Annotated in this window: 19 protein-coding genes and 1 other annotated feature; of the genes, 7 read left to right on the forward strand and 12 right to left on the reverse strand. The window is 54.9% G+C overall.

What is annotated here, in order from left to right:
• Positions 1-24: 24 nt before the first annotated feature.
• The 3 genes from MKY86_RS27035 to MKY86_RS27045 all read right to left on the reverse strand — a co-directional run bounded on the left by MKY86_RS27035 (position 25) and on the right by MKY86_RS27045 (position 2,589).
• Positions 25-912, reverse strand: a complete 888-nt coding sequence (locus MKY86_RS27035; protein ID WP_076084663.1) for an ABC transporter permease — start codon at positions 910-912, stop codon at positions 25-27.
• Between the two features lie 15 nt (positions 913-927).
• Positions 928-1,749, reverse strand: a complete 822-nt coding sequence (locus MKY86_RS27040) for an ABC transporter permease (protein WP_076084666.1) — start codon at positions 1,747-1,749, stop codon at positions 928-930.
• 63 nt (positions 1,750-1,812) lie between these two features.
• Positions 1,813-2,589, reverse strand: a complete 777-nt coding sequence (locus MKY86_RS27045; protein WP_076084669.1) for an ABC transporter ATP-binding protein — start codon at positions 2,587-2,589, stop codon at positions 1,813-1,815.
• 393 nt (positions 2,590-2,982) lie between these two features.
• Between MKY86_RS27045 and MKY86_RS27050 the strand changes: the two genes are divergently transcribed.
• Entirely contained in the window at positions 2,983-4,131 is a 1,149-nt protein-coding gene (locus MKY86_RS27050) for an LLM class flavin-dependent oxidoreductase (protein WP_083685694.1), read from the forward strand.
• A gap of 615 nt (positions 4,132-4,746) precedes the next feature.
• Here MKY86_RS27050 and MKY86_RS27055 read toward each other — a convergent pair.
• Together MKY86_RS27055 and MKY86_RS27060 are read right to left on the reverse strand one after the other, a co-directional pair.
• Positions 4,747-4,974 (reverse strand): hypothetical protein, encoded by a 228-nt coding sequence (locus MKY86_RS27055; RefSeq protein ID WP_036730425.1) that lies wholly within the window; start codon positions 4,972-4,974, stop codon positions 4,747-4,749.
• Between the two features lie 4 nt (positions 4,975-4,978).
• Positions 4,979-5,980: a TIR domain-containing protein gene (locus MKY86_RS27060; protein WP_076081763.1), complete on the reverse strand. Its 1,002-nt coding sequence runs from the start codon at positions 5,978-5,980 to the stop codon at positions 4,979-4,981.
• A 239-nt stretch (positions 5,981-6,219) separates the two neighbouring features.
• Between MKY86_RS27060 and MKY86_RS27065 the strand changes: the two genes are divergently transcribed.
• Positions 6,220-7,395, forward strand: a complete 1,176-nt coding sequence (locus MKY86_RS27065; protein WP_076081764.1) for an N-acetylmuramoyl-L-alanine amidase — start codon at positions 6,220-6,222, stop codon at positions 7,393-7,395.
• A 7-nt stretch (positions 7,396-7,402) separates the two neighbouring features.
• On the opposite strand, the gene MKY86_RS27070 is transcribed toward MKY86_RS27065, so the two are convergent.
• The 3 genes from MKY86_RS27070 to MKY86_RS27080 all read right to left on the reverse strand — a co-directional run bounded on the left by MKY86_RS27070 (position 7,403) and on the right by MKY86_RS27080 (position 11,971).
• Complete coding sequence (locus MKY86_RS27070; RefSeq protein WP_076081765.1) at positions 7,403-8,407, reverse strand: HD-GYP domain-containing protein; 1,005 nt, start codon at positions 8,405-8,407, stop codon at positions 7,403-7,405.
• Positions 8,408-8,514: 107 nt separating this feature from the next.
• The gene (locus MKY86_RS27075; protein ID WP_076081766.1) at positions 8,515-10,095 is read right to left on the reverse strand and encodes a response regulator; all 1,581 of its coding nucleotides are present in this window, start codon (positions 10,093-10,095) and stop codon (positions 8,515-8,517) included.
• A gap of 49 nt (positions 10,096-10,144) precedes the next feature.
• Positions 10,145-11,971, reverse strand: coding sequence for a sensor histidine kinase (locus MKY86_RS27080; RefSeq protein ID WP_076081767.1), 1,827 nt, complete (start codon positions 11,969-11,971; stop codon positions 10,145-10,147).
• 154 nt (positions 11,972-12,125) lie between these two features.
• On the opposite strand from MKY86_RS27080, the gene MKY86_RS27085 reads away from it, so the two are divergent.
• The 4 genes from MKY86_RS27085 (at position 12,126) to MKY86_RS27100 (ending at position 15,991) form a co-directional block, all read left to right on the forward strand.
• Positions 12,126-13,016: a carbohydrate ABC transporter permease gene (locus MKY86_RS27085; protein ID WP_076081768.1), complete on the forward strand. Its 891-nt coding sequence runs from the start codon at positions 12,126-12,128 to the stop codon at positions 13,014-13,016.
• Entirely contained in the window at positions 13,016-13,852 is an 837-nt protein-coding gene (locus tag MKY86_RS27090; protein ID WP_076081769.1) for a carbohydrate ABC transporter permease, read from the forward strand. Before MKY86_RS27085 ends, MKY86_RS27090 begins: the two co-directional genes overlap by 1 nt.
• Before the next feature lie 121 nt (positions 13,853-13,973).
• Positions 13,974-15,290 carry an ABC transporter substrate-binding protein gene (locus MKY86_RS27095; RefSeq protein ID WP_076081770.1) on the forward strand — a complete coding sequence of 439 codons (1,317 nt, stop codon included), beginning with the start codon at positions 13,974-13,976 and terminating at the stop codon, positions 15,288-15,290.
• Positions 15,291-15,466: 176 nt separating this feature from the next.
• A complete protein-coding gene (locus MKY86_RS27100) occupies positions 15,467-15,991 on the forward strand; it encodes a putative immunity protein (protein WP_076081771.1) in 525 nt (174 codons plus the stop codon).
• Positions 15,992-16,067: 76 nt separating this feature from the next.
• On the opposite strand, the gene MKY86_RS27105 is transcribed toward MKY86_RS27100, so the two are convergent.
• The 3 genes from MKY86_RS27105 to MKY86_RS27115 form a co-directional block, all read right to left on the reverse strand.
• Complete coding sequence (locus MKY86_RS27105; RefSeq protein WP_076081829.1) at positions 16,068-17,363, reverse strand: Nramp family divalent metal transporter; 1,296 nt, start codon at positions 17,361-17,363, stop codon at positions 16,068-16,070.
• A 600-nt stretch (positions 17,364-17,963) separates the two neighbouring features.
• Complete coding sequence (locus MKY86_RS27110; protein ID WP_076081773.1) at positions 17,964-19,682, reverse strand: glutamine--tRNA ligase/YqeY domain fusion protein; 1,719 nt, start codon at positions 19,680-19,682, stop codon at positions 17,964-17,966.
• 78 nt (positions 19,683-19,760) lie between these two features.
• Positions 19,761-20,024 (reverse strand) — a binding site (T-box leader).
• A gap of 71 nt (positions 20,025-20,095) precedes the next feature.
• Entirely contained in the window at positions 20,096-21,664 is a 1,569-nt protein-coding gene (locus MKY86_RS27115) for a tetratricopeptide repeat protein (protein WP_076081774.1), read from the reverse strand.
• Positions 21,665-21,780: 116 nt separating this feature from the next.
• Between MKY86_RS27115 and MKY86_RS27120 the strand changes: the two genes are divergently transcribed.
• The gene (locus MKY86_RS27120; protein WP_076081775.1) at positions 21,781-22,989 is read left to right on the forward strand and encodes an oxalate decarboxylase family bicupin; all 1,209 of its coding nucleotides are present in this window, start codon (positions 21,781-21,783) and stop codon (positions 22,987-22,989) included.
• 110 nt (positions 22,990-23,099) lie between these two features.
• Here the strand turns inward: MKY86_RS27120 and MKY86_RS27125 are convergent, their stop codons facing one another.
• Positions 23,100-24,389, reverse strand: coding sequence for an arsenic transporter (locus MKY86_RS27125; protein ID WP_076081776.1), 1,290 nt, complete (start codon positions 24,387-24,389; stop codon positions 23,100-23,102).
• Positions 24,390-24,408: the final 19 nt, after the last annotated feature.

Genomic DNA, 24,408 nt, shown 5'->3' on the forward strand with positions numbered 1-24,408 from the left:
CGTTAGCGTTTCATCAGCCCGTCTTCAACCTTGATAGCTGTCACGCCAGTACAGGAATTTGCGTTCGATGACGCGGAATAGAGAATCGATTAGCTTGCCGACCACAGCGAAAATAAGTATTCCGACAAAAATAACTGCCGTATTGGAATTCTGCTTCGCTTCATTAATGAGAAATCCAACCCCGGACTGTGATCCGATCAGTTCAGCAACCACCAGACCGATCCAGGCCACAGCCATCGACAGGCGCAGTCCCAGGAGAATGCCGGGCAGCGCAGCCGGCAGGATCAGCCGCCGCACCTTCTGCAGTGGACTGAAGCCCAGTACCCGGGCCACTTCGAATAACTTGTTATCCACTCCCCGGATGCCCATGAAGGTATTAACATAGAGCGGGAAGAAGGAGCCGCTCATGATAATAACCACCTTCGAGATCTCGCCGAAGCCAAACCACAGAATAATTAGCGGGGCAATCGCCAGATGCGGAACCAGCCGCAGAATCTGAACACTTGGGTCCAGCAGATAGGCTGCGCTGCGGAACAGGCCGGTCAATGTCCCCAGCAGCAAGCCGAGAATACCTCCAATCAGGAACCCGATGCCCGCCCGTCCAATGCTGACACCCACATGATGGACGAGTTCTCCTTTAACAGTCAGATCCGCAAATGCAGAGAGGATCGTCAGCGGTGCCGGAAGAAACTCCGGTGAGATCCAGCCTGCGCTCCCGGCAAGCTGCCACACGGCCAGCACCGCTACGGGAATGGCTGCCCCGGCTACCCAGTCATACAGAAGCTTTTTCCAGAATGCTGAATCTGTCTTTCTCTTGTTGTTAGCCGTAGTAATTGAAGCAGTTCCGCTATAATCACGGGCTTCCCTTACCCCCTTGGCTGTCTTGATTATGGCTTCGATCCCTTCACTCATGCTGTTCTTCCCCTCCTATCCCTGATAACTGTCCCGCCACCGGAGCAGATGCTGTTCAATCAGGCGGACAATCGTGTCACTCAGCAGTCCGACAGCGGCAAATACAATAATTCCGACAAATACAACCGGCGTATCGGCAAACTGGCGGGCATCTGACATCATGTAGCCGATCCCCGAGGTAGAAGCAATAAGCTCCGCAACCACCAGTCCCAGCCAGGAGAGTCCCAGCGACAAACGTACGCCGAGCATAATATTCGGCACCGCCGCAGGCAGCACCAGCCTTACAATCTGCTTCCCTCTGCTGAAGCCAAGCACTCTGGCTACCTCAAACAGCTTGTTATCCGTCCCGCGTATACCGATAAAGGTATTGATATAGACCGGAAAAAACGCCCCTTTGGCAATCAGCAGCACCTTGGATTCTTCGCCGATGCCGAACCAGAGAATGAACAGCGGCACTACGGCAAGGCTCGGAATCATGCGGATCATTTGCAGCGAGGGGTCAAGCAGCTTCTCCGACCGGCGGAATAATCCGACCAGGATGCCGAAGAACAGACCGAGCCCTCCGCCAAGCAGAAATCCTGACAATGCCCGCACGACACTAATTCTCAGGTTGCTCCATAAATCCCCGGTAGACGCCAGCGCAATGAACGACTGGGCAATCGTATAAGGTGTCGGGAACAGCATCTCCGAGATCACTCCGTAATAGCCCAGAATCTGCCACAGGATCAGCACCCCTGCCGGAAGCAGCAGCCCCAGACCGGCAATGACCACTTTTCCAGGTCCATCAGGCTGTCCGGTTTTTCCGGCATTCCCTACAGCTACGGTCCGCTCTGCCATGGCTGTCCCTCCTTCTGAATTAATTAATATATTCGCATTCCACAATAAGCATCTGGATTCACTTTATATTCCGGCCCCGTCCTTCAGCTCAAGCTCCTCCACCTTCTCGAAGTAATTCAATACCTTGAGCCGCAGCTCTTGAAAGGAGGTTGTTGTTTTGGAGCGCGGATACGGCAGGTCTATGGGAACGATCTTACGGATTCGGCCGGGACGAGGCTCCAGAATCACCACCCGGTTCCCCAGGAACACGGCTTCATCTATATCATGGGTCACAAAAATCATCGTCGTCCGGTTCCGCTGCCAAATGTCGAGCAGCACCGACTGCATATGCGCCCGCGTAAAAGCATCCAGCGCGCCAAAGGGCTCATCCAGCAGCAGAACCTTGGGACTGCGCAGCAGTGCCCGGGCAATCGCTACCCGCTGGGCCATCCCGCCCGACAGCTCACGGGGATAGGACTTCTCGAAGCCGCCGAGCTTCACCAGCTCAATCAGCTCATCTACCCGCTGCCGGATATCCGGCCTGCCCAGCGGCAGATCCGAGGCAATATTCTTCTCTACCGTAAGCCAGGGAAACAAGCGGTGCTCCTGAAAAATAAACCCCTTATCGATTCCCGGCCCGCTGATCGCTGCCCCCTCCAGGGTAACACTGCCGGTATAGCCGGTATCCAGACCGGCAATGATGCGCAGCAGGGTGCTTTTGCCACAGCCGCTGGGTCCAATCACCGTGATGAACTCCCCCTCCTGCACCTCCAGCTCGACATCCTCCAGCGCCTGCACCTTGCCTCCAGCGGTATCAAAGTGCTTATTCAGTTCTGTGATAGACAACAATGCCTCTCCCATATCTGCTCCTCCTTCTGGCTGAATTCCCTTAGCAACAAAAAAACAGAGGGACCTCGCGCAACAATCACGCAGGCACCTCTGTATGTACAGTCGGTAACATATAATCCTAAGTAAGTTGATTGGAATTTGTAAATTTAAAATATCATCCATCAGGTAATCTGTCAATAAAAATACACAATATCCGGGCGGATTAATTTTATTTACTGCTGACATTCTTCTGAAACCATGAAACAGTAACGATGAAACAGACAATGTTAATAGCTATTCGCAAACTTCCACTCATATACTTACAATTAGTAAGTAATTGTGATATACTGGGCTATATCCTTGCACTAACGGACAAGCTTACAAGTAATTGCTGCTCACCATTCTGGATGATAAGGGGTCTGTACCATGAACAATCAAGGGAATACACAAGCTAATGCGCAAGCCAATACACAAGCGGATGCTCAAGAAAAAGAAGCAAGCCTGCCGGAGTTTGAATTCGGCATTTATACATTGGGCGATATTGTTACCGACTGCCATACAGGGCAGCGGATCAGCCCCGCCCAACGCCTGCAGGAAGTCATTGCAGCCGCGAAGCTGGCCGATGAAGCCGGACTGGATGTATTCGGCGTAGGCGAGCATCACCGGCTGGATTTCGTAATCTCATCGGTGCCCGTTGTCCTGGCAGCTATTGCCCAGGTTACACAGCGGATCAAGCTTACCAGCGCTACGACCGTGCTAAGTACCATTGATCCAGTCCGTGTCTTCGAGGATTTCGCCACCCTGGACCTCTTGTCTGGCGGTCGGGCCGAGATCATTGCCGGACGCGGCGCTTTTCTGGAATCCTTCCCGCTGTTCGGCTACGAGCTGGAAGATTACAAGCAGCTGTTCAGCGAGAATCTCGACCTGCTGCTCACACTGAACCAGCATGAAGTTATGAACTGGAAGGGCAAATTCCGCTCCCCGCTGCATAACGCCGAGATCGCTCCACGTCCGCTGCAGCAGAGACTGCCGCTCTCGGTCGGCATCGGCGGTTCAGCCGAAAGTGCCGAGAAGGCCGGGGCCCTTGGCATAGGCATGGCTATCGCTATCCTGAGCGGCAGCCCGGAGCCCTTCCAGAATCTGGCCGGCACCTACCGCCGCGCCGGGGCAGCCGCCGGCCACCAGCCGGAGGACCTGAAGATCGCCATCACCAGCCATGGCTACATCGCCAAGACCTCTCAGCAGGCACTGGATGAGTATTACCCTTATTACTACAGCTACCGTAATGCGATCAGCCCGCGCCCCGGTCAGGAGTACCGGATCTCCCGCAGCGAGTTCGGCCGGTTCACCTCGCCGGACAACACCCTGGCCGTAGGCAGCCCGCAACAGATTATCGAGAAGATTCTCTATCAGCATGAGCTGTTCGGCCATAACCGCTTCATGACCCAGCTAGACATCGGCGGCCTGCCTTACGCCAAAGTAGCCGCCGCCATCGAGCTGCTCTCCACCGAGGTCGCCCCGGTGGTGCGCCGCGAGGTTGCGAAGAAGCAGCGCGGAATTTCCTCCGCGCAATAGGGGCCATTGCGCTGGATGGGGCGCCGCCTAACTGATTGGCTCATTTAACTAACATCTGTTGGATTCAGGGGCACTTGTGCTCCTGATTTGCTCATTTAGCTAACTTTTGCTCGATTCAGGTGCACTTGTGCTCCTGATTTTCTCATTCAACTAACTTGCCCTCCCCCGTCCCGCCCACTTTCAGCGCCACCAAAGGGATTTATCCCTTTCATTTGCTCATCCAGCCCACTTTTCAGCACCACCAATGGGATTTATCCCTCTCATTTCTCCATCTAGCCCACTTTCAGCTCCACCAAAGGGATTTATCCCTTTCATTTTCCCTTTCATTTTCCCTATCCCTATCCCCTTCCCCCTCTAATCCACCCCGCAGCACTCGGCCCGCTTCCGGCGGAGTCCACATATCAACCTAATTCCTTACATTAGTTTAACTTCAAGACCCGGCAGACGGAGGATGCCACGGATGAGCAGGCGCATCAGGAGAGCGCATAACCTAAGTGAGCGGTGGCCGTTCGTTCCTTCATTCGTTCTTCGTTCCGCCATTCGTTCAAAGGGACAAAAAAAGCCCCCAGCGATTGCTGGAGACCCGTTCAAAAGTATACGTAAATTAGCCAATATTCAGGCAAATGATGGCTTGTTATTATCCACTTTACCGCTGACCAGCTTCTTGTACTCGTCGTCTCCACCCTCCACGGATGGTGCCAAATAGACGCTTGACGCTGAGGGCGTAAGCTTGGGGCCGGATTTGCGTCTGGAGCGGCCTTTGCCTCCCGCGCTGTTGCCGTCACCGCTTGCAGACCGGCGGACAGTACTGGATACACTAACGGCATTCTTCATATTCTTCATCCTGTTAGTCCCCTCCCACTAAATGATTGACGGTGCGGAACAAATCCCGGTTATAGGCCACGACTGCTGTAATATCCTCTCCCGATAATCTCTGAATTCCCGAGAAGTGCACGGACAGCACATGGTTCTCCCCTAAAGGATAGCATAGGATATATACCTCCGCAACTTCCGTACGCTGTAAAAAAGTCCATTCTTTTGCCAGAAAAGCATCCAGCACCCCTGGCTTCACGCTTCCGTCCTCGAAGGCGGCGAACGGATACATCTGCCCGCGTCCCACATTGCCGCCGACCTGCTTCAGGCCCGCTTCCGCTTCGGCCCGCCACATAGCGGCTCCGATGACCCGGCAATCCTCCGGGGGCAGGAATGAATTACGGACGGCTTCGCTCAGTGCCTGATATTTCTCGGCTGCCTGGGGCGGCGTTACATTATTATTATATTGCCAAAAGAAGTGAAGGATACTTTCTTTTCGCCTAAGCTCTGCCCGAAGCTGCAACAGCTCTACAGCCGGGTCGTGGTACATCCCCTGCGCCTGAATACTGTCGATGATCTTGCCACAGCTCACATCCACCGCTGCTGTAACATTCTCGTGCTGCCACTCATATTCCAGCGGGGTTAGTCCCGACAGATCCGACAGCAGATGATACTCTTCCACATTCTCGCCCGGAATCAGATCACTGCGCGCAGGTACCTGATCCGGCAGCAGGCAGAAGACCCGGCCGCGCCGCAGCCGCGCCCAGAACAGGCCCATTTCGAACTGGGTGTTGTCCCGGGTCACATAATAATATTTACCCCTAATCCGGGCTACATCATCCGGCGAGAACACAAAGACGGCAAAATCGCTGATATCCAGATTCCGCTCCAGCGCTTCCATGGTGTATTCATTCGGCCGGAAAGCAGCGGCATACCACGGATGGACCTCAGCGGTCCGCTTCAGTTGTTCGTGGATAGCCCTGGCATAGCGGATAGATTCTCTGGAAGAACCAATGAATAATCTAGGTCTGATCACGGCGGCACTCCTTTGTCTGTTTCCCCAATATGTAATAATTATACAGACATTTCCTGCCAGCGAATAGGGCTTCGGGCGATATTGGGCAGCATCGGAGGAAGATAAGAGCAATATGATAAGCAGCGTTGTTAGCGGTATTCCGAATAGGTATTTATCTTCAATTTTAAATTTTCGGTATTCTCCTGCCGATGAAACGGGTAATAGATTGTTATCTCTCCGGGAAATGAGGATTTATTTGTATGCGACAAAAATTACATACTGCAGTCCTGTCAGCCTGTCTGCTGACTTCATCCATACTGGCACCTGTCCTGCCGTCTTCTACCGCTTATGCTGCAACTGCTTACACGGCCAAAGTGTACGCCAGCTCTCTGAATGTACGCAGTGAGCCCGCTGCAAGCGCCGCCGTTACAGGCACTCTGGCTGGCGGAGCCACCGTTACCGTCACTGAGGAGCAGCATGGCTGGCTCAAGGTCCGGGCCGGCTCTGTCTCCGGCTGGGTAGCCGGTTACTACCTGAAGCGTACCAGTGGAAGCTCCTCCACCAGTACCTCTTCTGCCAGCGCCTCTTCCGGCTCCACCGCCTCCAAGGCGGCGGTTAAGACCACAGCGGCCTCCAGCGGAACGGCTGTCGTGACCGCGTCTTCCCTGCGCATCCGCAGCGGGCCGGGAACCGGCTATGAGGTGGTCGGCTCCCTGCAATCCGGCAACAAGGTGACACTCCTGCTCCGGCAGGGAGAGTGGTCGCGGATCCGCACCGCCGGAGGAACCGTCGGCTGGGTATCCTCCGGGTATCTGTCAGGCGGAACCGTCCGCAGCGCAAGCACCATCAGCTCGAATAGCCAGACTCCGAGTGTCGTACGGAAATCCGGCAGCATCCGGGGCAAGCTGATCATAGTGGACCCTGGCCACGGCGGCACCGATCCGGGCATGCTCGGGACAACCTATAACACGATGGAGAAGGATCTGACGCTCCAGACTTCCCTCTACCTGCGGGATTATCTGACCGCCAAGGGAGCCAGAGTGGAGATGACCCGGACCCGCGGAGACCAGAAGCCTGCGCTCTCCCAGCGGGTACAGCTCGGGCGGCAGCTCGGTGCAGATGCTTTTGTCAGCATTCATTATAATTCATCGCCGAAGAATGTCTCCGGCACGCTGACCTTCTTCTATTCGCAGCAGAATGATCTGCGGCTGGCCCGGGCAGTGGAGACCCGGCTGGGTGAGGGCATCGGCCTGCGCAGCAACGGTCTCTCCTTCGGCGACTATCATATTCTGCGGGAGAATCCGCTGCCGGCTACCCTTGTAGAGCTGGGCTTCCTGTCGAACCCGTACGACGAAGCGATTGTACGCAAGGCGGCTTATCAGCGGAAGGCGGCTCAGGCGGTCGCTGAGGGAGTGGCCGATTATTTCAACAAGTAGAGAGGAATCAGAGGCTGATCTCCCGGATGTTAAGCTCCGTTCTTTTGCTGAGGTCGATATATTCATCCCCGATGCGGATCAGCGGAGTCTCGATATCATGCGGGTTCAAGTAGACAATCTCGCCGACCCGGCCATCGGTTAGGACCACTTCACGCCCAACTGACCGCTTCACGATATTTTCCAGAAAAACGGTTACAATATGCGGGTCCAGCGCGCCGAAGCTGCCTCTTCTCATCTGATCGACAATCATATGAAACGGCGTCGGTTCATGATACGGGCGCTTGCTGGACATCGCATGAAAAATATCCGCCACGGCCACAATTTTGCTGTACGGATCGATCTGTTCGTCCTTCAGCCCCAGCGGATACCCCTTCCCGTCATTTCGCTCATGATGCTGAAGCGCCACCAGGGCAATGCGTGAATTGGCTCCGGTGGTTTCTTTGAGGATCTCGTAGCCGTAGACCGTGTGCTTCTTCACCTGGGTGTATTCCTCGTCCGTCAGCTTGCCGGGCTTATTCAGCAGCTCTGAGGGTATCTTCAGCTTGCCGATGTCATGCAGAGTTGCAGCCATGGAGAGCACGGACAGCTCCGCTTCACTCATCTCCAGCCATCTGCCGATCAGGGTAGAGAGCACTGCAACGCCGATGTTATGCTCATATGTATAATCATCCTTGCCCTGCACCGAATGGAACAAGGCGAAGATATCCGGGTTGCGCGAGATCTCCTGGATGACCGGAAGCACCTCCTTGCGGATATCCGCCAGCGGGATTTTGCGGGAGATTCGGTAAGATTCGAATAATTCCTTGGACAGGTCCACTGTACTGTTGACCATCTTCTGATAGAAGGGCGCCTGGTCAGCCTCATCTGCAAAAAGAATGTCGAACCTGTCGATTTTTTGTTTGCGGATAAGCTCCAGATGCTCGGCATTCAGCCGGCTCCCCGCCGGAATTACAGTCACTCCGTAGGCATTAATCAGGTCATTCTTAATCGTTCTTCCCAGATCATTGTCCATACTATCCAGCCCTCCCCAATAACCGCAGCTATGTATTTATTGCCCATATAGCTATTATCGGTTGCAGGCCGGGAAATGCTGACAGGCAGTCCGTGAACCTTACATACTCAGGCTTCTTCCTCCTGCTTGCGGTATTCTCTTGGCGTGATTCCGGCGTTTTTTTTGAAGACACGGCTGAAATACTTCTCATCCTCATAGCCTACCAGCTCCGCGATCTGCGACAGCCGCAGATTCGTATTCTGGAGCAGTGTCTTCGCCTTCTCCACCCGGAGGCCGGTCAGATAATCCGACAGATTCTCCCCGGTGATCTGCTTGAACTTGCGAGATACATTCTCCCTGCTGATGAAAAAGCGTTCCGCAATATGCTGCAGCGTCATCTCCTGCGTATAGTTCCGGTCCAGGTATTCCCTGATCTCCTGGACGAGCCGGCTATCCGGGGTCTGCGGGCTGCCCTTGGACAAGTGGTGAAGCAGCGATTTCAGCCGGCACTGCCAGTTCTCCACCGAGAACAGCCCTTCAGCGTCATAACAGCGCTCCAGGCTAATCTCTGCCTCCGGCCGCCAGCGCTTCAGAACGTCCAGAAGCTCCGTCTGCTGATGCAGCAAAGCCCGCTCTGTAAGCAGCGGCAGCCCGGCCAGATGTCCGGCCCACTCCTCCGCCACCCGCTCCATCCGCTCCAGATCGCCGGACAAGACGGCGACTCTAAGCTTGTCCAGCCGTTCTTCCAGGCCGTAGTCTTCCACAGGTCCACGCCCGTCCTCACTCTTCCTGAAGGGATGAATGCGCCCGTCCCGCTGCAACAGATTCCGCTCCGCAAGCGCCTGACCTGCCTGTTCAAAAGCAGACCGCAGCCCCTCCGGCATCGGGTTCAGCGGACTAAGCCCGATATCCAGCTGAACGCCGAACGCCTGACGGATGGCTTCATTCATGCGGATAAGTATCTCCTCCGCCTGCGCTAAAGCGCTCCACAGCAGAACTACAAGCTCGCCCCCGCCCTGCCAGTTGCGAAAGGCGTAGCCGCTCTGGCCCTCTGCCATCACTTCATTGCAGACATTGGCCAGCACGAAGGCCGTCAAGGCCACATCACCGCGAAATCTCTGGAGCAGATGGCAGTCTGCACCTTGCAGCGGGATGACGGCGATCCTGCACTCCTGCGCCCCAATCGGCATTCCCAGCTCTTCACAAAGGGCCAGCTTCAGCTCATGGAACGAGGCCTGTCCGCTCACCAGATCGGACAGCATCTTGTCCCAGTAGAGCGGACGCAGCGCGTTCAGCTGCATGTTCTGGCGCTGGCGCCGCTTCCGTTCCGCCTCCTCCTCCGTCCACAGCTTGAAGGCATGCTCCGCAGAGGCAATCAGCTGCTTGCTGTTCAGCGGCTTCAGCAGATAATCCGTACCGCCGTATACGATAGCAGGCTTCACATAATTGAAATCCTGATACCCGCTGATGACAATCGTCTTCGTATGCGGATAATGCCGGTGCAGCCATTCCAGCAGCTCCGCCCCGTCCATCAGCGGCATCCGCATATCCGTGAAGACGACAGCCGGCTGATGCTCCTGCATAATCTGTGTCGCCTCCTGCCCGTTGGTCGCCTCATAGATCCCGGAGATGTTATAGCTGTCCCACGGAACAAAATAACGGATGGCCTCCCGCACATGCTTCTCATCATCTACAATCAGCACCTTCATCTCAGCCGCTCCTTCAAGAAATAGTCTCTATTCGCAAAAGCCGCCGGAATTAACCGCCGATCTCCTCCAGCGGAATAATCAGCGTAACAGTAAGCCCCTGGCCGTCTTCATTATTCTTAAGCTGCATCTCCGCTGCGCTGCCGAACTGCAGCCGCAGGCGGGCCAGCACATTGTACAGGCCGATCTCCTCCTGGCCTTGCTGGCTGCTGCCTCTGAGGCAGGCCGTAATCTCCTCCAGCCGCTCCGGGCTCATGCCCCGGCCGTTATCCTTCACGGCAAGCACCAGCCTGGCCGCCCCGTCCAGCCTGCACTCTATCTGGATCAACCCCCCGCTTATCCCGTCAGCGAAGGCATGCTTGAAGATATTCTCTACAATCGGCTGCAGGATCATCTTCGGCAGGATCAGCTCCAGAGTCTCCGGCCCCGCCTCGACCGCAAGCTGCAGATTCTCTTCGCCGAACCGCTCCGTCTGCAGAATCATATAGTTCTGCACATGCTCAATCTCATCCCGCAGCGGCACCTGGGTCCGCTCGGTATTCATCGAATAACGCATCATACTGCCCAGGGAATAGATGAGATCATACACCTTCGGCGCATTATAGCGCAAGGACAGGCTGGCGATGGATTGCAGCGCATTGTAGAGAAAATGCGGGTTCACCTGGGCCTGGAGCGCCTTCAGCTGATTCGTCTTGTTCGCCAGCTCCAGCCGGTATTCCTTAACGATCAGCTCATTGATCGTGCGGGTCATGCCGGTGATCTTGCGGGTGAGGAGCCCGAACTCGTCCTCCCGCTCGGCATCCATATGCGCATCCAGCTGGCCGGTCTGCACCTTCTGCGTGAAGTGAATCAACTTCTTGATCGGACGGGTGAAGCCGATGGAGATCAGCACGGCACTGATGCCCCCGATCAGCAGGAACAGCAGTCCGATGCCCATATTGAACCGGGTAATCACCCTTGCGTCTGTGTAGAGATCCTCATAGGGCACCAGCTTGATAATGCTTCCGCTGAACAAAGGGGCCTTGATCTGCTTGTACATTACGATTCCCTGGAAGCCGTCCTTCTTCCAGGCGAAATGCCCGCTGTCCTGCTCTGCGGGGAGACGGCTCCAGCCCGCTGCGACCGGCTTCCCGATCCAGTCCGGATCGGAAGCGAACAGCGCCTCGCCTTGCTCATTCAGCACATACAGGCGCTCTGTGTCCGAATTGTACATCGACTCCACGATCCCCTCCAGCTCCCCCAGCGTATAATCGATCGACAAATCTGCCAGTACGCTGTCACTAGGGGTCCGGTAGATGGGAAAATGGGCCGTGAAGACCGACACGCTCCCCGGCTTCAGATTGGGGAATCCGGACTTCACTCCGTACTGATGATCCATATGCGTCACTTCGAGATACGGGCGGTAAGTCCCTCCGGCTTGCCCCTTGGCGGCATAGTCTGCATTATCCTCACGGCGGAAAAATCCCTTAAGCAGCAGATTAGACTGCCTGGCGGCCCTCACATACAGATGAATCTGATACGTATTGCTGTCAGAGAGAAACAGATTGTACAGCTGGGTGGAGATGATGGCCCGGGTGTCCGGCAGAATCGTGCCGGGCGGGGCCTGAGCAGCGCTTTTGGCGGTAAGCAGGGTGGTATAGAAGGAGCTGGGAACATTGATTCCGCTGTAGAGCGACATCGCCTGCTGGTTCATGCCGCTGAAATAGCTCCGGAGATTCGCCTCCCCCAGCGTCAGCAGCTTCGTATTCTGCTTCACGGACTGGTCCGTAACTGACTGCCTCGTATAGAGATAAGAGAAGGTCACAGAGATGCCTGACGGGATCACTGACGCCAGCAGCACTAAGGCCATCAGCCGTGTCCGGATGCTGTTCTTGAACATGGGGAACCTCCTACAAGTTGTGTGAGCCGTATGGCCTGCAATATAATCCACTTTTCCCGGCATGAAATGAAGTGTTAGCGGTGTCCCGGGCTTTCTATAATCAAGCTGTGAACCCGTAGTTATCTTACCCAAACTTACCCAAAGGAGAGTCCATATGAGAAAAACTCTAGGTATGCAGCGAGGCTGGGGACAGCAAATCGTATTTCTCGGCCCCTGTCTGCTCTTTTTCCTGACCATTGTGGTCACCCCGTTCTTCCTCGGCTTCTACTACTCCTCGACGGACTGGAACGGGCTGGATCTGGACAAAGCGGTCTGGACCGGCGCGGCCAACTGGAAACGGATTTTCATGAATGACGATAAGTTCTGGGAGTCCCTGGTGTTCACCCTGCGCTTCACCGTGATCTCGGTTGTGGCTGCCAACGTGCTTGCACTGCTGCTGGCCTTCATTCTAATGACGACGCTGAAGACGAAGAAGCTGCTCCGTACCGTCTTTTTCATGCCCAATGTGATCGGCGGCATTCTGCTCGGCTACATCTGGCAATTCATCTTCACCAAGGGCTTCGCTACGATCGGCGAGCTGACCGGGATTTCGTTCTTCCAGCTGCCCTGGCTGGGCACGCCAAGCACCGGGTTCTGGGGTCTGGTCATTGTGTTCGTCTGGCAGACAGCCGGCTATATGATGGTCATCTATATTGCCGGGCTGGCCGGGATTCCGAAGGATCTCATTGAAGCTGCCCGCATAGACGGTGCCCGCGCTCCGCAGCTGTTCAAGAGCGTCTACATCCCGCTGATTATGCCGGCGATCACCATCTGCCTGTTCCTGACGACCTCCAATGCCTTCAAAATGTTCGACCTCAACCTGTCGCTGACCAAAGGCGGACCCGGCACCTCGACCCAGTCGCTGGCCTATAACATTTATGCGGAGGCTCTGATCAACAACCGGTATGGCCTCGGTACAGCCAAAGCGCTGCTCTTCTTCGCCGCCGTCTCCCTGATCACCGTCACCCAGGTCTGGCTTACCAAACGAAAAGAGGTGTCCGCCTAATGAACAGCAGCCGCTACCGCCCGGGCAACTTCATCCTCGAAATTGCCGCCATTCTGCTGGCTATTGTCTTCCTGTCACCGTTCTATCTGGTCCTGAGTAATTCGGTTAAGGGGCTGAAGGACATCCTGATCGATGCCGCTTCCTGGCCGCAGGTGTTCCACTGGAGTAACTATTCCAATGTATGGGATGCCATCAACTTCCCGCAGGCCTTCTTCAATTCTCTGACCATTACGATTCTAAGCGTAATCTTCATCGTCCTGTTCAGCTCGATGGCCGCTTACCAGATTGTGCGCAAGCCGACACGCTTCAATGCCTTCGTGTTCCTGCTGCTGGTCTCGGCGATGATCATTCCGTTCCAGTCGCTCATGCTGCAATTGGTCCGGGTGACCAGCCTGCTGGAGCTGCGCGGCGAGCTGTACGGCATTGTGGCCTGCTATCTCGGCTTCGGGATGCCGCTGTCGGTCTTCCTGTTCCACGGGTTCATTAAGACGGTGCCGCTGGAGCTGGAGGAAGCCGCGCGAGTGGACGGCTCGAATCCGTACGGCGTGTTCTTCCGGATCGTCTTCCCGCTGCTGCTGCCGATTATTGTAACCGTCATTATCCTGAATACGCTATGGATCTGGAATGACTATCTGCTGCCTGTCCTGGTGATCGGCGGGAATAAGGATCTGACGACCCTGCCCGTAGCTGTGACCAAGTTCTTCGGTCAGTACACCAAGAAGTGGGATCTGGCCCTTCCGGGTCTCGTCATGGCGATCACGCCTATTCTCTTGTTCTTCCTGTCGCTCCAGCGTTATATTGTGGAAGGCGTGACGGCAGGCTCCATTAAGGGATGATCTTAGGGCAGGCTTCCCTCCGCAATAATATCCACTTTTTCGAGCAACATATGAAGTGTAAGTCATCTATCCATTCCTTTACGCTCTAAGAGCAGGAACCACAGACCAGGGAGGTTATTCTATGAAAAGAAAGTTCGCGTTCATCATGGCAACCGTTTGCACCCTCATTATCGCAGGTTGCGGGAACAGCGGCAATACGAATTCCGCAGGCAATGGAAGCGCTACGAATGCTCCTAACGCGTCAACCGAATCCGCAGCACCGGAAGCCGGCAAAACGCCTGCCAAGGATGTCACGATCAAGATGTTCCAGTTCAAGGTGGAGATTGCCGAGCAGCTGAATGCACTCGCTGAAGCATATGAGAAGGAGACGGGGGTGAAGGTGGAAGTCGAAACGCATGGCGGCGGTGAGGATTACGGCGCGCTGCTGAAGGCGGAGATTGCCTCCGGCTCTGAGCCTGAGATTTTCAATAACGGCGGGTATACGGCCCTCGTCCCTTATATGGACCGTGCCACCGACCTGAGTAATGAGCCTTGGGCCGCCCAACTGATCCCAACCGCCAAAACACCGGCAACTGTAGACGGCAAGCTCTATGGCATGCCTATGAATGTAGAAGGCTACGGGCTGATCTACAACAAGGATCTGTTCGCCAAAGCCGGGATAACGGAAGAGCCTAAGACACTCCCGCAGCTCAAGGATGCCGTAGCCAAGCTGAAGACCGCCGGCATCACGCCGTTTGAAGCGACCAATGAGTGGTGGTCGATGGGGATTCACCTTGTTAACGTGGGCATGGCACACCAGCCTGATCCGAAGCAGTTCATTGACGATGTGAAGGCGGGCAAACAGACCATTAAGGGCAATGCCGTCTTCAAGCAATGGCTGGATCTGGTCGATGTGATCTTCGATAATGCCCAGGACAACAAGATGACTACCGATTATGCAACCCAAGTGGCTGAATTCGCCTCCGGTAAGGCCGCTATGATGCTGCAGGGGAACTGGACGCAAGGCGATATCGACAAAATCGATCCGGCTCTGAACCTGGGCCTCCTCCCGCTCCCGATCAATAACGAAGAAGGCACCATCCTGGTAGGTGTGCCTAACAACTATATCGTGAACAGCAAATCCGCACATCCGGAGGAAGCCAAGGCCTTCCTGAACTGGATGGTCAGCTCGGAAACCGGCCAGAAGTATCTGACCAAGGAGTTCAAGTTCATCCCGGCGGAAGCAAATATCACCGCAGATGCCGCTGATATCGGCCAGGTCGCCGTTGCCGTGCAAGAGAAGTCTGCGAGCGCACTGGGCTGGAACTGGGATATGTTCCCTGACGGCGTGACCCAGGGCTTCGGCGCTGCCATGCAGGAATACCTCGGCGGACAGTTGAACCACGATCAGCTATTGGAGAAGCTGGATAAGGCTGTGCAGGATATTGTGAAGCAATAGGATGGAAGCCTTTTTTTAGACTAGGGGTGTCCTCAGCAGCCGGCAAACGGTACTGAGGCACTCCTTTTTGGGGTATGCGGCTGACATCCACGGACAGTTTGCATCCGGATAAATTTTGGATGTAAAATTTGTTATATCCCAATACCCCTCTGTTCAAAAGGATAGGAGTGTTTTCAGTGAAATTAGAAGACTATGCATGGAATACGCATGAGCAGATATTAAAAGAAGCACAAATCGAATTTAAACATAGTAGCCCTAAAATAAAAATCATAGATAATAGCAATTTGCGGAATCGAATTGAAGAAGCTCTTGAAAAATTGCCGCAAAAGTTACTTGCGGAATGGGCTTTGCGAGTTGCTACTCCGTACTTAGATTATCTTGATGACTCTTTAAAGGATGACCCGCGAATACATCTGGGGATTGAGACATTACAAAAACGAATAGACGGAAGGATTCGAGCCTTCGATTTACGAAAGGTTGGATTTGTAGTGAATGAATTGGCGAAAGAATCCAAAACAGAGATTAGCAAACATGCTGCGCGTTCCTTCGCCCAAGCCATTGCAACAGGACATATGAGGGGACATGCTTTAGTTAGCAGTGACTACGCAATAAAGACAACGAATTCTTTAACGAATAACTCTATAGAGGCTTCTACTAAAGAACGGGAACGACAATTAAAGTTAACAGAGCTTTTAGGCTGAAACCAAAACAAAAGGCCCTCCTCTCAAGCCATTTTAAGGCTACAGGACGACCTCCTGGATAATCTGTTATAGCGTGTTACACAAACATCTCCACTACCAGGAACAGGTTCAGCGCGACCACCAGGGCGGAGATCATCCAGCCGAGAATGGTGGTGATCCGGTGGTTCACCAGCCCCTGCATGATCCGGCGGTCACTGGTGAAGATGACGAGCGGAATCAGGGCGAAGGCAATCCCGAAGGAAAGGACGACTTGGCTCATCACCAGTGCGCTTGTCGCGTTAATGCCGAAGGCGATGATCGTCAGCGGTGGGATAATGGTGATCGCCCGGCGGAGGTAGAGATTGATTTTTTTATTAATGAAGCCCTGCATGACCACATCCCCGGCCATCGTACCCACCGACGAGCTGGACAGCCCTGCGATCAGCAGGCCGAGGCCGAAGGAGACTGCCGTCACGGGACCGGCCAGATTGCGGAACTGCTCGAAGGCGACATCCAGATCCTGCACCACCAGACCGTTCTTGAAGAACAGCGCGGCCGCCACAATGACCATCGCCATATTGACCGCACCGGCAATCAGCATCGCGATCAGGATGTCGATGAATTCCAGCCGGAAGATCTGCTTCTTCTCCCGCTCATCAATGCCGACGACCCGGCTCTGGGTCAGCGAGGAATGCAGATAAATCGCATGCGGCATCACCGTCGCGCCGAGAATCCCGGCCGCCAGCAGGATGCTGTCGACACCTTCGAATCTTGGGGTGAACATCCCGGTAAGGATGCTGCCTGCATCCGGCTTCGCCATAATGACCTGGAATGCAAAAGCCAGCACCACGATCATCACCATCCCGGCGATTCCGGCCTCCAGGGTACGGTAGCCGCGCCGCTGAAGCTCCAGAATGGCGAATGACCCTACAGCGGTTATCAGTGCGGCCGGCAGCATCGGGATACCGAACAGTAAATACAGTCCAAGCGCTGCGCCGATGAATTCCGCCAGGTCGGTAGCGATAATAACCAGCTCGCTCTGTATCCACAGGAAGATCGATACGCCCTTCGGGAACCGCTCCCGCGCCACCTCAGGCAGATTCTTGCCGGTCGCAATACCCAGCTTGGCGGATAAGGATTGTATCAGTACAGCCATTAGATTCGAGGCAAAGATGACCCATAATAACAGGTAACCGTATTTCGAGCCTGCCGTAATATTGGTGGCGAAATTGCCGGGGTCCAGATAAGCTACGGAAGCTATAAAAGCCGGGCCCAGAAAAGGAAGAAGTCTCTTCAGTCCTTTGACATCTCCATTAAGCACGGATTGTGCCGAATGTGTATTGATATGACCTTTTAGTATAGGGGATGATTCTACTGCGGTATTTTGCTCCATCATGTTCTGTCCTCCTCTTGCCCGGAAAAAGTTGTCTATATACACGAAAGTTTCCCTGGTACAACATTTGATCTGGTTTTATTATAATCCTCAAGATGAGAATTGTAAATGTATTTTCATTGGGTTTTCATGTAATGCCTCGACCCATATTATGTAAGGCCACTCTATTAAGTGAGGCTCTTGCCTTATGTTATTACCCGCTCCCATTATCGAGTTGACTCCTCTGCCGGGGGGTGATTGTACTTTGTGCAGTAGATTACACAATAATTTGCGATAAAACTCACTCTGTTGTATTTCATACATTTGATTTTCGGTTTTTTTGTTTTCAAAGGCCATTTTCCCAATAATCTGCTGTATAAACTACAATAGAAGCTGCTTTTTGGTCGATTATAATGAAATCTAATGTACAAAGTGCAGCCAACGCTTTACTCCCAACCCGATTTCTCTCCCACTTGTCGACCGTTAGCCTGGCAGACGCATACGCAATTCAGCGATCCTCCAGTAACAGGAGCACCGCTGCTTGTGTAACATTCTAAACTTTTTAAGAAATTAGCCTGGCATAGCCCGCACAACCCGCCAAATTCTAGATTCATCCACTACTTATTCGCTGCTGCTTACGTGTCCTGCGTTGCCCTTCCAGGTGTCCTTGAGCGGAACGATTCGGTTGAACACCAGCTTCTGAGCTGTGCTAAGCCTGCTGTCAATGCAGAAATAGCCGTGACGCAGGAACTGGTAGGTGTCCCCGGGCTGAGGGTTACCCGCAAGCGGCTCCAGCAGGCAATCCTTAAGCAGAGTTATCGAATTCGGATTGATGTATTCCTCCCAGCTCTCTCCTTCCTCCTTCGGCCCGTTGTTATCCGTCAGCAGCTGCTCATACAGGTATACGTCACTCTTCAGCGCATGAGCAGCCGAGACCCATTGCACAGTCCCCTTCACCTTCCGGCCGCTTAGAGTGCCGCCGCTGCGGGTCTCCGGGTCGTAGGTGCAGCGCAGCTCCAGAACCTCCCCCGTCTGAGCGTCCTTAATCACCTCGCTGCAGCGGATAATATAACCGCCCTTAAGCCGCACCTCGCCGCCTGGAACCAGTCTGCGGAAGCCCTTCACAGGCACCTCCATGAAATCGGCCCGCTCGATGTAGAGCGTGCCGGAGAACGGTACTTCTCTTGAACCCAGCTCGGCATTCTCAGGGTTGTTAGGGATCGGAAGCAGCTCAGAGGCCCCGGCGGCGTAATTGGTAAGCACGACCTTCAGCGGGTCCAGTACCGCCATGACCGCCGGCACCTTCGCCTTCAGGTCCTGTCTCAGGCAATGCTCCAGCAGCGAGAAATCCACCATCGTCGTATTGCGGACCATGCCGATCTCCCGTACGAAGGCCTCGATGCTCTCCGGCGTGAAACCCCGTCTGCGCAGCCCGCTGAGCGTAGGCAGGCGCGGATCATCCCAGCCGTCCACGAAGCCTCCGGCTACCAGTGCCCGGAGATGCCGCTTGCTTGTAACCACTCCGGTCAGGTTCACCCGGCCGAATTCCCTCTGTCTCGGCGGTTCCGGGGTGCCCAGCTCGTTCAGCACCCATTCGTACAGCGGCCGGTGATCCTTGAACTCGATCGAGCAGAGCGAATGCGTCACCCCTTCCAGCGCATCCTGAATCGGATGGGCGAAATCATACATCGGGTAGATGCACCAGGCAACGCCCGTGCGGTAATGCGCGGCATGAATAATCCGGTACAGCACCGGATCTCGCAAATTCATGTTCGGCGAGGCCATGTCGATCTTGGCCCGCAGCACTTTAGCGCCATTCGGATAGCTCCCCGCACGCATCTCCCGGAACAGCCGCAGATTCTCCTCCGGCGTTCGGCTGCGGTAAGGACTGTCCTTCCCCGGCTCGGTTAAGGTCCCCCGGTAAGCCGTTACCTCTGCTGCCGTCAGATCACAGACATAGGCTTTCCCCTTCAGAATGAGTGTCTCTGCCCTGTGGTAGATCTCCTCCGAATAATCCGAGCCGTAGTAGATGTGTTCCCCGGGACTGCAGCCCAGCCATTCAAGGTCACGGATGATTGCCTCCGCATATTCCTTATCCTCTTTGAGCGGGTTGGTATCATCGAAGCGCAGATGGAAGCGGCCGCCGTATTTACGGGCAATTTCCACATTTGTATGGATGGCAAAAGCACTTCCGATATGCAGATAGCCATTGGGCTCCGGCGGAAACCGGGTGCAGATCTCCCTGCTGAAGACTCCCGCCTCCACATCTTCTCTAATCAGCTTATCCATATAATTCTCCGGCATGGCCGGTGTGTTCTCATTCTCATTGGCAACTGTCATGATGATCTCCTCCTGTTATAGGTGGTACTACCTAAATTTCGGATACAAAAAAAGAACCTCACCTCCAAGACCGTAAGTCTTGGGGACGAAATTCTCGCGGTACCACCCCAGGTTCATTAATATGTCACCATATTAATCTCATCAAGTACGGCGCTGCCGTCCGGCAGGGCTTATACTCTAGCTCTGTAACAGGAGCTCCTGTCGTACCATCCCCGGCTGCTGCCTGGTTCCGGTAAGCCGCTCAGAGGCTTGTTTCCATCCAGTCTTCCCTGCTCCTTCACACCAGCCGGAGCTCTCTGTGAGGGAAGAACCTGAATGTACTCTTCTCGTCATCGCGTTTGCGTTATTGGATACAGAATAACAAAACTCACAACGGGTGTAAAGGGCTGCACCGGACTGCCGGGAGCAGCAGCCTAAGCCTCTGCCGGGTCCTGGCTTAGCGCCGCGAGCAGCTCCAGCGCTTCCTCATGCTCCGGCTCAATCAGCAGCGATCTGCGCGTATAATCCAGCGCCGCCTCATCATCCTCCTGCTCGTAGCTGCAGATTGCCAGGCAGTACAGCACGGTAATTACCGGCTCCTCCTCACTGGAGGCCAGCGAATGCTCCAGGAAGCGGCGGGATTCCCCGTACTGCTCCATCTCGAACAGCAGCAGGCCGCAGTCCAGCGCCAGATCATACTTTTGCGGCATCGGGTAGAAGCCCCGCCACATCCGGTCGATCCCCCGCTGAAGGTCCAGCAGCTCCTCGTCGCTGGCATCCGGCAGCAGCGCAGAGATCCGCTCGGCACTCTGAATGAACAGCTCCGCGTCATAGCCCCCCAGCCGCCAGAAGGCCAGGATCTGCTGCATGCCGATGGTGTCGTAATTCTTGTCGATCCACACCTTCAGGCTGAAGAAATCATCCGGCCCGAATCGCTCGACAAACCGCCGGTAGGCCAGCCGGGTATGCGGATGCAGCATCGGCTCCTCCAGCATCAGGATGCAGCCCACATTGAGATTCTTATAATGATGCTGCGTGAACTGGGATTGTGCGCCCTTCCGCTCAAAATAATGCACCAGCGCATGATAATTCGCTGTAAGCGAGATGCTTCCGTGATGAATCAGCTTCGGCGGCTCGGCGAACTCCCAGTTCTCCAGCCGGTGGTCTCCCTTATCGGCAGTGAGCAGCAGGAAGCTTCCCCGGGAGAGTGCACCCAGACGCTCCATACAGGACAGGGCTGCCTCCGGGAACAACACATGTGAATCCTCCAGCTTGTCCAGATAGAACGAGATCACTTCATGATAAGGATACGAGCTGTCCTCATAGCCCGCTGCACGCTTGTAATGGTATTCCGGCACCAGATCACGGAGCACCTCGGACGGCCCCATGGTAGCGGACTGCTCAGGATATTTCAGCGAGACCTCACATTCATAGATCTTGCCTTCATCCACATAGAGCAGCTCCTGTGGGATACTGTCGAAGAAGTAATTGGCGATTACCATCAGCGGCTGCCCCAGCTCCCCTGGCTTAATTACCAATCCGCTCTGCGTTAAGGACAGCTCCGTATCCCGGACCGCATCGAAGCGGGCAAAGTCCAGCATTCCCTGTTCTACAAAAGGCTTCAGCCCCTCATGCTGCTGCCAGCCCTCAATGTTCTTCCACGGTAAATCGCTCATCACATAGCGGAACGGCGGCAGCGGCACGCCCGCATACTGGATCAACTCACACAGCTGCTGCAGTACATGGAACGCCAGACGCCCCACTCCTGCGCCCAGCTCCAGTACCACTACCGGCTCTGTAATGAATCCCTTCTGCGCACGGTCCTGAAGAAAGCCGAAAATGATCTCTGCATATGCCGTTCCAATCATCGGATTACTTGTAATATACTGCGGAACCTGGTCATTGGCCCAAGCCTGGAGACCCAGCTGTTCATAGTAGGTGCGCTGCAATTCCCATATAGGCGCTTCGCTGAAGCGGTAGCGTTCTTGTCCACTTAATGTCATTGGTTCTAACCCTGCTCTCTGATTATCGTACGGATCTTTGTCCGGTAGTCAAATATTATCACATTTGCGCATATATTTTCTTGAAATGCTGTGCGTTCCAGAAAGGAGCCTATGTGATGAATCCTGAGCATCCCCGTTCTCTAGGCCAGCCCGTCATTCCCCAGCCCATACGCAGTGACGGTGCAGGCAATATCGACCTGGGTCCACGTGACATCATGCGCGACCGGGAGAATCCCGATATGTTCGTTCCTCCGGTCACGGACAACGGGCTGATCCCGAATCTGAAATTCTCGTTCTCCGACGCCCACATGCAGCTGAATCATGGCGGCTGGTCCCGTGAGGTGACGGTCAGGGAGCTGCCGGTGGCCACTACGCTTGCGGGCGTAAATATGAGCCTGACGCCGGGCGGCGTACGTGAGCTGCACTGGCATCAGCAGGCAGAATGGTCCTACATGCTGCTGGGCAGCGCAAGGATTACAGCCGTGGACCAGAATGGCCGCAACTTCATCGCCGATGTCGGTCCCGGCGATCTGTGGTATTTCCCTCCAGGCATCCCGCATTCCATTCAGGGTCTGGCTGAGGGATGTGAATTCCTGCTTGTGTTCGACGATGGAGGCTTCTCGGATCTGAACACCCTGTCCATCTCCGACTGGTTCGCCCATACGCCGCGCGAAGTCCTGTCCGCGAACTTCGGTGTACCTGAATCCGCCTTCGCCAATCTTCCCAAGGAGCAGGTGTACATCTATCAGGACCAGGTGCCAGGTCCAATTGCGAGCCAGCGGATCGAATCGCCTTACGGGGAGATTCCGCTGAGCTTCAAGCATCGGCTGATGGCCCAGCCGCCGCTCAAGACCCCGGGAGGCAGTGTGCGGATTGTCGATTCCAGCAATTTCCCCATCTCACGGAATATCGCCGCAGCCCTGGTAGAGATTGAGCCTGGGGCGATGAGGGAGCTGCACTGGCACCCGAACAATGACGAGTGGCAGTATTACCTCAGCGGGCAAGGACGAATGACCGTCTTCGGAGGCAACGGCGATGCGCGCACTTTCAATGTAAGGGCCGGGGATGTCGGCTATGTGCCTTTTGCCCAGGGGCATTATGTTCAGAATACCGGCACAGAGACGCTCTGGTTCCTGGAAATGTTCAAGAGCGACCGGTTCGCCGACGTCTCCCTCAACCAGTGGATGGCGCTCACGCCCCATGAGCTGGTCAGCAGCAATCTTCATGCCGGGCCGGAGCTGATGAACGCCCTGCGCAAGGTGAAATGGCCTGTGGTGAAGTACCCGGAGCAGCAGGAGCAGGGACAGGGCAAGAAGAAGGAATGATCTGCCTTAGATGTCGAAAAAAGAGCGGTCAGACTAGGTCTGCACCGCTCCTTCTAAATTATGAATTGTACACGGGATCGTGGCCCCCGGTTCGCTTAACAGGTCTCTGATTAGAGCCACTTCAGCTCCAAATATAGACCGAGCAACGTGATGAACAGTGTGGGAACCGTCAGGATCATCCCTATTTTGAAATAGGAGCCCCAGGAGATCTTCACACCCTTGCCCGACAGCACATGCAGCCACAGCAGCGTGGCCAGTGAACCAATCGGTGTAATCTTCGGGCCCAGATCCGAACCGATAACATTGGCGTAGATCAGAGCCTCCTTCACCAGACCCGCGGCATGTGCGGTATCAATGGCCAGCGCCCCGATCAGCACGGTCGGCAGATTATTCATCACCGAGGAGAGCAGCGCGGCCAGGAAGCCCATCCCCATCGTGGCTGCGAACAGCCCGTGCTTCGCAATTCCGCTGATCATCTCTGCGAGCACATCCGTCAGTCCCGCATTACGCAGGCCATACACCACTACGTACATGCCAATGGAGAAGAAAACAATCGCCCAAGGCGCCCCCTTGACCACTTCCATCGTCTTCACGTAAGGACTTCTGCGGGCCATCAGCAGGAAACAGATTGCGATCACTCCCGCTACCACGGATACCGGAATGTCCAGGAATTCACTGACGAAATATCCGGCTACCAGAAGCGCGAGTACGAACCAGGATAGCCGGAACATCCGCTGGTCCTTAATGGCATCCCCCGGAAGCTTCATTCCGGCGGTGTCATACTCCTTCGGAATGCTGCGGCGGAAGTAGAGATATAAGACCAGAATGCTTGCGCCAAGCGAGAACAGGGTAGGCAGCCACATATGTCCTGCATACTGCATGAAGGTGATGCCGAAGAAATCGGCAGAGACAATATTCACCAGATTGCTGACGGTCAGCGGCAGCGAGGTGGTATCGGCAATGAAGCCGCTGGCAATAATAAAAGGAAAGACTTTGCGCTCGTCCAGATTCAGCGCCCGGACCATCGCCAGCACAATCGGCGTCAGAATCAGCGCTGCCCCGTCATTGGCGAACAGCATCGCTACGACTGCACCCAGTACAATCACATAGATGAACATCAGCGTGCCGTTGCCGCGTGCCGCCGCCGCCATATGCAGCGCCGCCCACTCGAAGAAGCCGACACGATCGAGAATTAAGGAAATTAGAATAATCGCTACGAATGCAAGCGTTGCATTCCATACAATCAGCGTCACATCACGGACATCGCCGAAGCTGACCACCCCTGCCGCAAGCGCGAGAATCGCCCCGCCGCAGGCGGACCAGCCAATCGATAAATTCCGCGGCTGCCAGATCACAAAAACCAAAGTCACAACAAAAATCAGGCAGGCTATTACAACCATAATTCAGCCCCCCATTTGA

Source organism: Paenibacillus sp. FSL R7-0333 (genome assembly GCF_038000365.1).
Lineage (GTDB): Bacteria > Bacillota > Bacilli > Paenibacillales > Paenibacillaceae > Paenibacillus_AQ > Paenibacillus_AQ silagei.

What these genes read in the sequence shown, in the direction of transcription:
- MKY86_RS27120 (WP_076081775.1), top strand. Translation starts at nt 21,781, where the DNA reads ATGAATCCTGAGCATCCCCGTTCTCTAGGCCAGCCCGTCATTCCCCAG.
- MKY86_RS27065 (WP_076081764.1), top strand. Translation starts at nt 6,220, where the DNA reads ATGCGACAAAAATTACATACTGCAGTCCTGTCAGCCTGTCTGCTGACT.
- MKY86_RS27110 (WP_076081773.1), bottom strand. Translation starts at nt 19,682, where the DNA reads ATGACAGTTGCCAATGAGAATGAGAACACACCGGCCATGCCGGAGAAT.
- MKY86_RS27055 (WP_036730425.1), bottom strand. Translation starts at nt 4,974, where the DNA reads ATGAAGAATATGAAGAATGCCGTTAGTGTATCCAGTACTGTCCGCCGG.
- MKY86_RS27090 (WP_076081769.1), top strand. Translation starts at nt 13,016, where the DNA reads ATGAACAGCAGCCGCTACCGCCCGGGCAACTTCATCCTCGAAATTGCC.
- MKY86_RS27085 (WP_076081768.1), top strand. Translation starts at nt 12,126, where the DNA reads ATGAGAAAAACTCTAGGTATGCAGCGAGGCTGGGGACAGCAAATCGTA.
- MKY86_RS27045 (WP_076084669.1), bottom strand. Translation starts at nt 2,589, where the DNA reads ATGGGAGAGGCATTGTTGTCTATCACAGAACTGAATAAGCACTTTGAT.
- MKY86_RS27115 (WP_076081774.1), bottom strand. Translation starts at nt 21,664, where the DNA reads ATGACATTAAGTGGACAAGAACGCTACCGCTTCAGCGAAGCGCCTATA.
- MKY86_RS27075 (WP_076081766.1), bottom strand. Translation starts at nt 10,095, where the DNA reads ATGAAGGTGCTGATTGTAGATGATGAGAAGCATGTGCGGGAGGCCATC.
- MKY86_RS27035 (WP_076084663.1), bottom strand. Translation starts at nt 912, where the DNA reads ATGAGTGAAGGGATCGAAGCCATAATCAAGACAGCCAAGGGGGTAAGG.
- MKY86_RS27070 (WP_076081765.1), bottom strand. Translation starts at nt 8,407, where the DNA reads ATGGACAATGATCTGGGAAGAACGATTAAGAATGACCTGATTAATGCC.
- MKY86_RS27095 (WP_076081770.1), top strand. Translation starts at nt 13,974, where the DNA reads ATGAAAAGAAAGTTCGCGTTCATCATGGCAACCGTTTGCACCCTCATT.
- MKY86_RS27080 (WP_076081767.1), bottom strand. Translation starts at nt 11,971, where the DNA reads ATGTTCAAGAACAGCATCCGGACACGGCTGATGGCCTTAGTGCTGCTG.
- MKY86_RS27105 (WP_076081829.1), bottom strand. Translation starts at nt 17,363, where the DNA reads ATGGAGCAAAATACCGCAGTAGAATCATCCCCTATACTAAAAGGTCAT.
- MKY86_RS27040 (WP_076084666.1), bottom strand. Translation starts at nt 1,749, where the DNA reads ATGGCAGAGCGGACCGTAGCTGTAGGGAATGCCGGAAAAACCGGACAG.
- MKY86_RS27125 (WP_076081776.1), bottom strand. Translation starts at nt 24,389, where the DNA reads ATGGTTGTAATAGCCTGCCTGATTTTTGTTGTGACTTTGGTTTTTGTG.
- MKY86_RS27050 (WP_083685694.1), top strand. Translation starts at nt 2,983, where the DNA reads ATGAACAATCAAGGGAATACACAAGCTAATGCGCAAGCCAATACACAA.